At 69.0% G+C, this 11,527-nt stretch carries 12 protein-coding genes; 9 read left to right on the top strand and 3 right to left on the bottom strand.

Going from position 1 to position 11,527, the window contains the following annotated elements; all coding sequences use genetic code 11:
* The 4 genes from AruCF_RS01530 to serA all read left to right on the top strand — a co-directional run.
* Positions 1-1,722, top strand: a 1,722-nt coding sequence (locus AruCF_RS01530; protein WP_254431164.1) for a copper resistance system multicopper oxidase, incomplete at its 5' end; no start/stop codon positions are given.
* A gap of 18 nt (positions 1,723-1,740) precedes the next feature.
* On the top strand, positions 1,741-2,823 hold the full coding sequence (locus tag AruCF_RS01525; RefSeq protein WP_144419070.1) for a copper resistance protein B: 1,083 nt from the start codon (positions 1,741-1,743) through the stop codon (positions 2,821-2,823).
* Positions 2,824-2,841: 18 nt separating this feature from the next.
* Entirely contained in the window at positions 2,842-3,312 is a 471-nt protein-coding gene (locus AruCF_RS01520) for a DUF411 domain-containing protein (protein WP_049070932.1), read from the top strand.
* A 134-nt stretch (positions 3,313-3,446) separates the two neighbouring features.
* Positions 3,447-4,646: a phosphoglycerate dehydrogenase gene (gene serA, locus AruCF_RS01515; protein WP_049070930.1), complete on the top strand. Its 1,200-nt coding sequence runs from the start codon at positions 3,447-3,449 to the stop codon at positions 4,644-4,646.
* 164 nt (positions 4,647-4,810) lie between these two features.
* On the opposite strand, the gene AruCF_RS01510 is transcribed toward serA, so the two are convergent.
* Complete coding sequence (locus tag AruCF_RS01510; RefSeq protein WP_049077409.1) at positions 4,811-5,686, bottom strand: LysR family transcriptional regulator; 876 nt, start codon at positions 5,684-5,686, stop codon at positions 4,811-4,813.
* Between the two features lie 141 nt (positions 5,687-5,827).
* On the opposite strand from AruCF_RS01510, the gene AruCF_RS01505 reads away from it, so the two are divergent.
* Genes AruCF_RS01505 through AruCF_RS01490 form a run of 4 tightly spaced genes read left to right on the top strand, consistent with a single transcriptional unit; the run spans position 5,828 to position 8,843 of the window.
* A complete protein-coding gene (locus AruCF_RS01505; protein ID WP_049070928.1) occupies positions 5,828-6,259 on the top strand; it encodes a VOC family protein in 432 nt (143 codons plus the stop codon).
* A 24-nt stretch (positions 6,260-6,283) separates the two neighbouring features.
* The gene (gene pxpB, locus AruCF_RS01500; protein WP_049070926.1) at positions 6,284-7,018 is read left to right on the top strand and encodes a 5-oxoprolinase subunit PxpB; all 735 of its coding nucleotides are present in this window, start codon (positions 6,284-6,286) and stop codon (positions 7,016-7,018) included.
* Complete coding sequence (locus AruCF_RS01495) at positions 7,015-8,016, top strand: 5-oxoprolinase subunit C family protein (RefSeq protein ID WP_049070925.1); 1,002 nt, start codon at positions 7,015-7,017, stop codon at positions 8,014-8,016. Before pxpB ends, AruCF_RS01495 begins: the two co-directional genes overlap by 4 nt.
* Before the next feature lie 56 nt (positions 8,017-8,072).
* Positions 8,073-8,843: a LamB/YcsF family protein gene (locus tag AruCF_RS01490; RefSeq protein WP_049070923.1), complete on the top strand. Its 771-nt coding sequence runs from the start codon at positions 8,073-8,075 to the stop codon at positions 8,841-8,843.
* Positions 8,844-8,949: 106 nt separating this feature from the next.
* Here AruCF_RS01490 and AruCF_RS01485 read toward each other — a convergent pair whose 3' ends face one another.
* The gene (locus tag AruCF_RS01485; protein WP_049077407.1) at positions 8,950-9,675 is read right to left on the bottom strand and encodes a GntR family transcriptional regulator; all 726 of its coding nucleotides are present in this window, start codon (positions 9,673-9,675) and stop codon (positions 8,950-8,952) included.
* Between the two features lie 85 nt (positions 9,676-9,760).
* Entirely contained in the window at positions 9,761-10,399 is a 639-nt protein-coding gene (locus AruCF_RS01480; RefSeq protein ID WP_049070921.1) for a trimeric intracellular cation channel family protein, read from the bottom strand.
* A gap of 232 nt (positions 10,400-10,631) precedes the next feature.
* Here AruCF_RS01480 and AruCF_RS01475 point away from each other — a divergent pair, with 232 nt between their 5' ends.
* Complete coding sequence (locus AruCF_RS01475; RefSeq protein WP_049070920.1) at positions 10,632-11,501, top strand: universal stress protein; 870 nt, start codon at positions 10,632-10,634, stop codon at positions 11,499-11,501.
* Positions 11,502-11,527 lie beyond the last annotated feature (26 nt).

The following is an 11,527-nucleotide window of genomic DNA, read 5'->3' as shown; positions in this document are numbered from 1 at the left end:
GAATTCCACCTGGAGATCGGCGAGACCCCGGTGAACTTCACCGGCGCGGCCCGCATCGCCACCACCGTCAATGGCCAGGTGCCGGCCCCGCTGCTGCGCTGGCGCGAGGGCGACACGGTCACGCTGCACGTCACCAACCGCCTGCGCGAACAGACCTCGATCCACTGGCACGGCATCCTGCTGCCCACGGAAATGGACGGCGTGCCGGGCTTGAGCTTCCCGGGCATCGATCCCGGCCAGACCTTCACCTACCGCTTCGACGTGCGCCAGAGCGGCACCTACTGGTATCACAGCCATTCGGGTTTCCAGGAGCAGACCGGCCTGTATGGCGCCATCGTCATCGACCCGAAGCGGCGCGACCCCATCGCCGCGGACCGCGACTACACCGTGCTGCTGTCGGACTGGACGGACGAAGATCCGATGCGGGTGTTCGACAAGCTCAAGGCCATGCCCGACTACTACAACCGCAACCAGCCCAGCGTCCAGGGCCTGATGCGCGAGGCGGATGAGAAGGGCTGGCGCGCGGCGCTGTCCGAGCGCCTGATGTGGGAACGGATGCGCATGAACCCGTCCGACCTGGCGGACGTATCGGGCGCCACCTACACCTTCCTGACCAACGGCGCGACGCCCGCCGGCAACTGGACCGGCCTGTTCAAACCGGGCGAGCGCGTGCGCCTGCGCTTCATCAACGGCTCGGCCATGACCTACTTCGACGTGCGCATCCCCGGCCTGAAGATGACGGTGGTGGCGGCCGACGGCCAGGACGTGCGGCCGGTCGACGTGGAGGAATTCCGCATCGCCGTGGCCGAGACCTACGACGTGATCGTCGAGCCCGCCGAGGACCGCGCCTACACCATCTTCTCGCAGGCCATGGACCGTTCCGGCTACGCCCGCGCCACCCTGGCGCCGCGTCCCGGCATGCAGGCCGAGGTGCCGGCCGTCGATCGCGTGCAACTGCTCGGCATGATGGACATGGGCATGAAGCACGACATGGGCGCAGGCGGCCACGACATGGCGGGCATGAGCGGCAGGGATCATGGCGGCGCGGCGGCGGCGGCTCCCGGCGACGCAATGACTGGCATGGACCACGGCGCCGCGGCCGCCGCCCCCGCCGCGATGGCCGGCATGAACCACGGCGCCATGCCCGGCATGGACCATGGCAGCTCCCACGACAGCGGCGCCGGCCAGGGCGGCATCGTCGAGGTCAGGCACCCCTATCCCGAGGAGCGCGGCCCCGGCAACTCGATGCTGCCCGACGTGGTGTCCACCCGCCTGGACGACCCCGGCATCGGCCTGCGCGACAACGGCCGCCGCGTGCTGACCTACGCCGACCTGCGCTCGATCCGCGAACCCGACGACAACCGCGCGCCGACCCGCGAGATCGAACTGCACCTGACCGGCAACATGGAGCGCTACATGTGGTCGTTCAACGGCGTGACGTTCTCCGACGCCAAGCCCATCGTGCTGCGCCATGGAGAGCGCGTGCGCTTCGTGCTGGTCAACGACACCATGATGACCCACCCCATCCACCTGCACGGCCTGTGGAGCGACCTGGAATCGCCCGACGGCGCCTTCCAGGTGCGCAAGCACACCCTGTCGCTCAACCCCGCGCAGCGCCTGAGCTACCGCGTCAGCGCCGATGCGCGCGGCAACTGGGCCTACCACTGCCACCTGCTGTACCACATGGAGGCCGGCATGTTCAGGGCGGTCGTGGTGGAGTAGGCGATGAGAAACCGGACTATGCGCATCCCTTTTCCCCCGGTCCGCCACGCCGCGCTGGCCAGCGCCCTGCTGGCGGCCCTGGCCGGCCAGCCGGCCCTCGGCCAGGCCGCGGGCGACCACGCCGGCATGGATCATGGCTCGATGCCGGACATGAACCCCGGCGGCGCCCCGCCCCAGCCCGCGATGCCACCCGGCATGGACCATTCCGCCATGCCCGGCACGAATCCCGGCGGCGCCAAGCCACAGCCGGCAATGCCGCCCGCCATGGACCATTCCGCCGTGCCAGGCATGAATCACGACGGCGCCAAGCCACAGCCCGCGATGCCGCCCGCCATGGATCATTCCGCCATGCCCGGCATGGACCACGGCGCGCCCGCCGCCGCCCCGCCGGTCGGCAGCCTGCCGTCCAGCGACGGCGCGGGCCCGCGCGGCTACGACAGCTACGGCATCCACCCGCACATGATGGACAAGGATGCTTCATCGCGGCTGCTGTTCGACAAGTTCGGCTGGTCGCGCAACCGCGACGGCCAGAACGCGCTGGAATGGGACGGCCGCTTCTGGTGGGGCACCGCCACCGACCGGCTGGTGCTCAAGAGCGAAGGCGAGCGCGAAAGCGGCGGCGGCTCCGAAGCCAAGATCGAGGCCTTCTGGAGCCACGCCATCTCGCCGTTCTGGGACCTGCAACTGGGCGCGCGCCGCGACGTCGGCACCGGCCCCAAGCGCAACTGGGCCGCGCTCGGCATCGAGGGCGTGCTGCCCTACAACATCGAGTTCGAGACCACCGCCTACGCCGGGCCGTCCGGCCGCACCGCGCTGGCCATGAAGGCCGAGTATGACCTGCTGCTTACCCAACGTCTGATTTTCACGCCCGAAATCGAGGCCAGCGCCTACGGCCGCAACGACCCCGCGCGCGGCATCGGCGCGGGCCTGTCCAGCGGTTCGCTGTCGCTGCGGCTGCGCTACGAGGTCACGCGCCAGTTCGCGCCCTACGTCGGGGTATCCTTCGAACGTAAGTTCGGCCGCACCGCGGACTATGCCTCCGCCGCCGGCCAAGGTCGCTCGCAGGCCGCCGTGCTGGCGGGCGTGCGCTTCTGGTTCTGATCCTTCTCGCGGAGACCCATGAAAAAAAACCTCACCCCTGCCCGCCTGCTGCTGGCGGCCGCCCTGTCCCTGCCCCTGTATGCCCCGCTCCTCGCGCAGGCCCAGTCCGCGCCCAAGGTGCAGGTCTGGAAGACCCCCACCTGCGGCTGCTGTGAAGACTGGGTCAAGCACATGCGCGACAACGGCTTCGAGGTCACCACCCACGACGTGCAGGACACCGGCGCGGTGCGCCGCAATGCCGGCATGGCCGACTACGGCTCCTGCCACACGGCCGTGGTGGACGGCTATGCCATCGAGGGCCACGTGCCGGCCAGCGACGTGCGCCGCCTGCTGCTCGAAAAGCCCGATGCCGCCGGCCTGGCCGCCCCCGGCATGCCGCTGGGTTCGCCCGGCATGGACGGCCCCGAATACGGCGGCCGCAAGACCCCGCACGATGTCCTGCTGGTGGACAAGCGCGGCGGCGCCAAGGTGTTCCAGGCGTATCGTTGAAGGCCGTGGCCGGGCAAGCCCCGACCACCCGCCTGAAACAATTCACCCCCACCCGGGCAATGGGTACCTCTTGCACCGCAGCAAAAATGCGCCACAATAAATAAAACGCATTCTTCACCCGACCCCTGGCAGTCATGGCACACATCGTCCTGTTCGAGAACATCCACCCGAGCGCCCGCGCCGTCTTCGAAGCCGCCGGCTACACCGACATCGTCACGCATGCCGCGGCCCTGCCGCCGGCGCAGCTGCAGGACGCCCTGCGCGGCGCCCACGTCGCGGGCATCCGTTCTCGTACCCACCTGGATGCCGCCCTGCTGTCCGGCAGCCCCGACCTGCGCGTGGTCGGCTGCTTCTGCATCGGCACCAACCAGGTCGACCTCGACACCGCCATGCAACGCGGCATCCCGGTGTTCAACGCACCGTTCTCCAACACCCGCTCGGTCGCCGAGCTGGTGCTGGGCGAAGCCATCCTGCTGTTGCGCCGCATTCCCGAGAAGAACGCCCGCGTCCATCTCGGCCACTGGGACAAGAGCGCCGCCGGCGCCTTCGAGACCCGCGGCAAGACGCTCGGCATCGTCGGCTACGGCAACATCGGCTCGCAGATCAGCACGCTGGCCGAAGGCCTCGGCATGCGCGTCATCTACCACGACGTCGAAGCCAAGCTGCCGCTGGGCAACGCCCGCCCGGCCGGCTCGCTCAACGACCTGCTGGAACAGGCCGACGTGGTCACCCTGCACGTGCCCGGCGGCAAGTCCACCGAGAACATCATGAATGCGGAGACCATCGCGCGCATGCGCCGCGGCGCCATCCTCATCAACGCCTCGCGCGGCACCGTGGTCGACATCGACGCCCTGCACGCCGCGCTCAAGTCCGGCCACCTGGCGGGCGCCGCGCTCGACGTGTTCCCCACCGAGCCCAAGGGCGCCGACGAACCCCTGGCCAGTCCGTTGATCGGCCTGCCCAACGTCATCCTGACCCCGCACATCGGCGGCAGCACGCAGGAATCGCAAGAGAACATCGGCCGCGAAGTGGCCGAGAAGCTGGTGCGCTTCCTGCAGGCCGGCACCACCAAGGGCGCGGTCAACTTCCCCGAGCTGCCCTACCTGGAGCCGGCCGGCGCCACCCGCATCCTGCACGTGCACCGCAACGCCCCCGGCGCGCTCGGCACGCTGGACAATCTGATGGCGCAGCACGGCCTGAACATCGTCAGCCAGACGCTGCAGACCAAGGGCCAGATCGGCTACGTGATCACCGACGTCGAAGGCCAGGTCGATGACCTGGTCATGACGACGCTGCGCGATCACCCGATCACGGTGCGTTGCGACCGGCTGTAAGCGGATTCAAGCCAGCAAAAGGCCCGCTTGCGCGGGCCTTTCTTTTTCATGCATGGCGTTAACGACGCCAAGGCGGCGCGGTCGCGGACAACGCGGCCGGAAGGCATGGCCATGCCCCGGCCGCCGCAGGACCTTGCCGCGCGGTGCTCGGCCACCCGGCTGGCTCAGGGCGCCACCGTGGCCCCCGCCGCCCGCGCCAGGCACTCGGCCATCTTGCCGCGGACGCTGCCCGCATCGAACGGCAACCGCCCGATGAGGCCGATCTCGCGGTGAAACGCCGCCTCGCCCAGCGAAACCAGCCGCAGGCCGTCCAGATCGAGCCCGCGCAATCGCGGCAACAGCGCCACGCCCAGACCGTGCCGCACCAGGTTGGCGATGGCCTCGATCTCATCGAGCTCCACCGCCTCGTGCACCGTGATGCGCTGCTTCTTGAGGAACAGGTCCACCACGCGCCCGCCGAAGGAGGCGCGGTCGTAGCGGATGAAGGGTTGCGCGGCCAGCGCCTCGCGCCACGGCGCGGGCGGCATCGCGGCCGGCATCGCCAGCACCACTTCCTCGCGCAGCAGTGGCTGCCAGCCCAGCTCCGGCGGCAGCGCGAACGGCGGTCGGATCAGCAGCGCCATGTCGACCTCGCCGGCGTCGACCTGTCCCAGCAGCGACAGCGACACCCCCGGCACGATGCGCACCCGCACGTCGGGATAGCCGGCGCGGAACTCGCCCAGCGCCCGCACCAGCAGGTCCTGCTGCACCGAGGCGATGGCGCCGATGCGCAGCGAGCCGCTGACATGGCCGGCCCCGGCCGAGGATGCCATGCGCTCGGCCATGGCCACCAGTTCCTCGGCCTGCGGCAGCATCTCGCGGCCATGGTCGTTCAGCACGGCGGCGCGCGCGCTGCGGTCGAACAGCGCCACGCCCAGGTAGTCCTCCAGGCGCTTGATCTGGGCGCTAACGGCGGACTGGGTCAGGCCCAGCTGCGCGCCGGCGCCGGTGAAAGTGCCGTCGCGCGCCACGGCGATGAAGGTCTTGAATTCTTTGATCACGATCAATATTTTCGATGCTAAGACACAAAAAATATCGTTTTTCAATCAAAAAAACAATTCATAAACTATCGACTCCGGACACGCCCCGATGGTGACGGTCCGCATTCTGAATTACCTTTTCCGCCTTATCCGGAGCTTTTCATGACCGCTCAAACCAACCTGCCGCCGTTCCACCTGGCCTTCCCGGTCCGCGACCTGGCCGAAGCCCGCGCCTTCTATGGCGAAAAGCTGGGCTGTCCGGAGGGCCGCAGCTCGTCCGAATGGATCGACTTCAACTTCTACGGCCACCAGATCGTCGCCCACCTGGCGCCCAGCGAGTGCGGCCACAAGGCCACCAGCGCGGTCGATTCGCACAATGTGCCCGTGCGCCATTTCGGCGCGGTGCTTTCCATGGAACAATGGGAAGCCATGGCCAAGCGCCTGACCGATGCCGGCACCGAATTCGTCATCGAGCCCTACATCCGCTTCAAGGGCGAAGTCGGCGAACAGGCCACCATGTTCTTCCTGGATCCGTCGGGCAACGCGCTGGAATTCAAGGCGTTCAAGAACCTGGATTCGTTGTTCGCCAAGTAATCCGTCTCTACAGGTTTCGTGCCGTTGAACGCTACATCAGACACTTCTTCTCCGGCCGAAACCGCCTGGCGCATCCAGCCCCAGGGCGACCGCTGCCTGATCGTCTCTTTCGGTGACCAGATCGACGCCGCCATCGGCCGCACCTGCCTGGCGGCGGCGCGCAAGCTGCGCGACGCCGGCCTGCCGGGCGTGACTGACGTGGTGCCGTCGTTCGTGGCGGTGGCGGTGCATTACCGGCCCGACGGCTTGGGCAACGGCCCCACCTACGCCGACCTGGCCGAACGCATCGAGGCGCTGCTGGCCGACGGCATCCAGGCCGACGCCGCCGCTGGCCGCGAGGTCGACGTGCCGGTCTGCTACGGCGGCGAGCACGGGCCCGACCTCGACGACGTCGCCCGCGCCGCCGGCCTGACTCCCGACGACGTCATCGCGCTGCACAGCGGGCCGCGCAGCATGGTGTTCATGCTGGGCTTCGCCCCCGGCCACGCCTACCTGGGCGTGCACGACGAAAAACTGAACCTGCCGCGGCGCGCCTCGCCGCGCACCGCCGTGCCACCCGGCGCGGTGGCCATCGCCAACCGCCAGACCGTGATCTACCCCAACCGCCTGCCCGGCGGCTGGCACATCATCGGCACCACCCCGCTGACCATGTTCGACCCCGCGCGCGACCCCGCCGCGTATCTGCAACCGGGCGACTCGGTGCGCTTCGTGCCCATCACCCCCGACGAATTCCAACGCCTGCGGGAGGCGCGGCCGTGAGCGTTGCCGTCATCAAGCCGGGCATGCTGTCCAGCTTCCAGAACCGCGGCCGCGAGGGCTACCAGCACCAGGGCATCCCGGCCGCCGGCGCCATGGACGAACGCGCCCACCGCCTGGCCAACGCGCTCGCCGGCAACACCGGCGATCCCGCCACCCTGGAAATGACCCTGACCGGCCCGACGCTGCGCTTCGACGCGCCGGCCTGCTTCGCGCTGGCGGGCGCCGACCTGGGCGCCACGCTCAACGGCCAGGATATCCCCCGGCACCGGCCGCTGGTCGCCCGCGCCGGCGACACGCTAGCCTTTGGCGCTAGGCCGGCCAACGGCGTGCGCGCCTATCTGGCGGTGCACGGCGGCTTTGCGCTGGCGCCGGTGATGGGCAGCGAAACCACCTATCTGCGCAGCGGCTTCGGCGGCTTCGAAGGCCGCGCGCTGGCCAAGGGCGACCAGGTAGGCCTGCGCCACACGCTTGCCGGCCGCGACCTCGATGCGTTGCAAAAGGCCCTGTGGGACCTGCGCATCTACCTGCCCGGCGCGCTCGGCAACAAGCAACGCGACACCATCCGCTTCCTGCCCGGCATGCAGTGGCAGGAATTCTCCGAAGCCTCCCGCCATGCCTTCGGCGGCGCGGAATTCCGCATCAGCCCGCAGTCCGACCGCATGGGCTACCGCCTGCAGGGCCCGGCGCTGTCCATGAGCCAGCCGCGCCAGATGCTGTCGGAGGCCGCCTGCTTCGGCACCGTGCAGGTGCCCTCGGGCGGCGAGGCCATCATTCTCATGGCCGACCGTCAGACCACCGGCGGCTATCCCAAGATCGCGCAGATCGCCACCGTCGACCTGCCCTTGCTGGCGCAATACGCGCCGGGGCGCACGCTGCGGTTCGCCATGATCGAACTCGACGAGGCGCAACGCCTGGACGGCGAGCGCGAACGCGCCTTCGCCCAGTTGCTGGACGCGCTGGCGCCGCTGCGCGCGCTGCTGGGGCCTGGCCACCCGTGAGGCCAGCTCGCACGCGCCCCCCGAATAACAGCCCGAACCTCCACAGGAACCCCATCATGAGCACAAGCATCGACCTGAACTGCGACATGGGCGAAAGCTATGGCGCCTGGAGCATGGGCAACGACGCCGCGGTGCTGGCCTTCGTCAGCTCGGCCAACATTGCCTGCGGCTTCCATGGCGGCGACCCCGCCACCATGCGCAAGACCGTGGCCGCCGCGCTCAGGCAGGGCGTGGCGCTGGGCGCGCATCCCAGCCTGCAGGACCTGGTCGGCTTCGGCCGCCGCGCGATTCCGATCACGCCGGACGAAGCCTACGACATCACCGTCTACCAGGTCGGCGCGCTGGCCGGCGTGGCCGCCTCGCAAGGCGCGCGGCTGCACCACGTCAAGGCGCATGGCGCGCTCTACAACATGGCCGCCAAGGACGAGGGCCTGGCGCGCGCCATCTGCCAGGCGGTCAAGGACGTGGATGCCTCGCTGCTGCTGTACGGGCTGGCCGGCAGCAAGCTGATCGACGCCGCGCGCGCCATCGGGCTGGCGGCGGCCAACGAAGTCTTCGCCGACCGTTCCTACCAGGACGACGGCTCGCTCACGCCGCGCACCCGCGCCGGCGCCATGATCGAGGACGTCGACCAGGCGGTGGCGCAAGTGGTGCGCATGGTTCGGGAAGGCAAGGTGCGCTCGGTCGACGGCAAGGACGTGCCCGTGCAGGCCGACACGCTCTGTATCCACGGCGACCAGCCCAATGCCCTGGTGTTCGCCCGCGCCATCCGCGAAGCGCTGGAACGGGCCGGCATCGCCGTGCGCACGCCGGCCGCGCACGCCTGAAACCCCTCGGCGCCGCCATCCGCGGACGCGGGTGGCGGACCGTCGTGCTTCACTGTGCAGGGTCGGGGCCGCGCCGGCACCTCAAGCGCCGGGCGCGGCCACGGGCTTAGGCGCGCCCGTAGCGCGGCGCGGCCTCTTCGGCATCCTGCAGCGACGCCTCATGGTAGGCCCGCAGGATGCCCGGCAGCACATCGATCACGTAATTGCGCGTCAGCTCGGCGGCGCGGTCGAAATCGCGGCTGGCCAGGGCCTGCGTGATGCCCTGCGTATAGGTCTGCAGGTTGTTCGATGCCATGGTCTGCCGCGCCAAAAGGTAGCGAAGCGGCTCGACCTGCTCGTAAAGCTTGGTCAGCACGTCCGCCAGCGGCGCGTTGCCGGTGAAGCGCGCGCCGGCCAGGTAGAACTCGCGCAGCGCCGCGATATAGGCGCGCACGTCGCGCTTGGCCATGGCGGCGGCGATCGCCTCGTCATAGGTGCGCAGCTCGGCCACCAGGGGCGAGATGTCGTCGATCTCGGCGACCTGGCGGATGCAATAAGCCTCCAGCTCCGCGCGCAGCTTGTACAGGTGGCGGATCTGGGTTTCGGAATACAGGGTGACCCGGAAGCCTTTGCGTTGGACGTGGGTCACCAGGCCGCTCAGTTCCAGCAGACGCAGCGCTTCCCGGATGGGGCTGCGGCTGGTGCCGAAACGCTGCTCCAGTTCCTGTTCCCGCAATGGCTGCCCGGGCCTGATAGTGCCATCCACTATCAACTCACGAATCTGTTCCTGTAGGAAATACGGAATCGTGGCGGGCGCTTTGACGTCCAATCGGCTCCCCTTGTACTGCGTGATGCAAGTATTGCGACAGCGACAAGATACTAGAAATCTATTGAAACACAAATAGGAAAATTGTTGCAGGAGCGCGTGCCGGGAAATCTCAGTGCCAGTCGTCGCGGTATACGAACTTCGGCATCTGCCAATTGAAGCGCAGGGCCAGCAGGCGCAGCGCCAGCCCGACCGCCAGCGCGATGGGCACGGCCGCGTTGGCCGGCAGTCCCAGGGACTGCGCGCCCAGGTAGAGCGCTCCGGTCACCACCGACACGCTGGCATACAGCTCCTTGCGGAACAGCAGCGGCACCTCGTTGCAGAGCACGTCGCGCAAGACCCCGCCGGCGCAGCCGGTGATCATGCCGCTGATCAGCACGACCGTGATCGGCAGCTGCATCAGCTGCGCCACCTGGCAGCCGATGACCGTGAATGCCACCAGGCCCAGCGCGTCCGCCAGCAGGAACACGCTGCGCAGGCGCCGCATCACCGGCGCGATCAGGGCGGTCAGCAAGGCCGCGCCCGCCGTCATCCACAGGTATTCGGGATGCACCACCCAGGTCAGCGGATAGTGACCCAGCAGCACATCGCGCAACGAGCCTCCGCCCAGCGCGGTGACGCAGGCGATGATGCAGACGCCCATCCAGTCCATGTCGCGCCGGCCGGCCGACAGCGCCGCCGTCATGGCTTCGGCCACGATGGCGACCAGGTACAAGGTGTGCAACAGGGCAGGAGAAAGGTCGTAGAACATGAAACAGGTGGGCGATGGACGAAGCCGCGGCGCGGCAGGCCCCATTGTATTGACAGCCCACGGGCCGGGCGATTGCTCCCCGCCCGATCCTCCCTTACCCTGGAAGCGCGTTGATATCGGTCAAGCCCCTGTCCATGCCCCGGCGGGACAATGGGGATGTGCCCGCAAGGGCGATTTCGGCCACCGGCGGGCTAGCGGGAGCCACCGGCAGGCCCCATATCGGGAGAAACGTATGTCGCAACAACCTGGCCCCATCCTACTGGCCACGGACCTCAGCGCGCGGGGCGATCGCGCCCTCGATCGCGCGCTGCAACTGGCCAAGGAACTCGATACCAAGCTGGTCGTGCTGCACGTGATGGAAAGTCACGGCGTGTCGCCGCGCCTGACCACGCCGGTCTGGCGCCGCCTGGCCGCCGACCACAAGGCGGTGGCCGAACGCGAGCTGGCCGAGGACCTCGCCAACGCCGGCGTCGCCACCGAAGTCGTGGTGGTCTCGGGCGATCCGCTGGTGCGCATCATGGAAACCGCCGACAGCTTCGGCTGCTCGCTGATCATCGCCGGCCTCGCCCGCGACGAAACCCTGGGCCGCCTGCTGCTGGGCACCACCGTCGAAAAACTGGTTCGCCAGGCGCGCCAGCCGGTGCTGGTGGTCAAGAACCGGCCGCGCAAGCCGTACCGCGACGTGCTGGTGGCCACCGACTTCTCGGCCGGCTCGCGCCGGGCGCTGCGCGCCGCGCTGCAACTGGTGCCCAACGCCGACCTGACGCTGTTCCATGCCTACGATGTGCCGTTCCAGGGCAAGAACGTGCCGGACGATGCGGTGACCCGCAGCTTCTACCACGCCGCCGAGCAGAGCTCGCGCGAATTCATCGCCGAAACGCCGGAACTGGCCAACGTGGCGCCGCCCAAGGTGGTGCTGGAATGCGGCCAGCCGGAAACGGTGCTGTCGGAATACTCGTTCAACCACCGTTCCGACCTGGTCGTCACGGGCACCCATGGCCGCACCGGCCTGCTGCGCACGGCCATCGGCAGCGTTGCCGAGCGCCTGCTGGAAGCCCTGCCGAGCGACGTGCTGATCGTGCGCCTGACCGACGAGGCGTAGCCCACCGCCCTGGCGCCGGGTCCTGG

The sequence above is a fragment of the Achromobacter ruhlandii genome (assembly GCF_002082135.1).
GTDB classification, from domain to species: domain Bacteria; phylum Pseudomonadota; class Gammaproteobacteria; order Burkholderiales; family Burkholderiaceae_B; genus Achromobacter; species Achromobacter ruhlandii.
The sequence above is the reverse complement of the archived record's forward strand: the minus strand, read 5'-3'. Positions and strand labels throughout refer to the sequence as shown.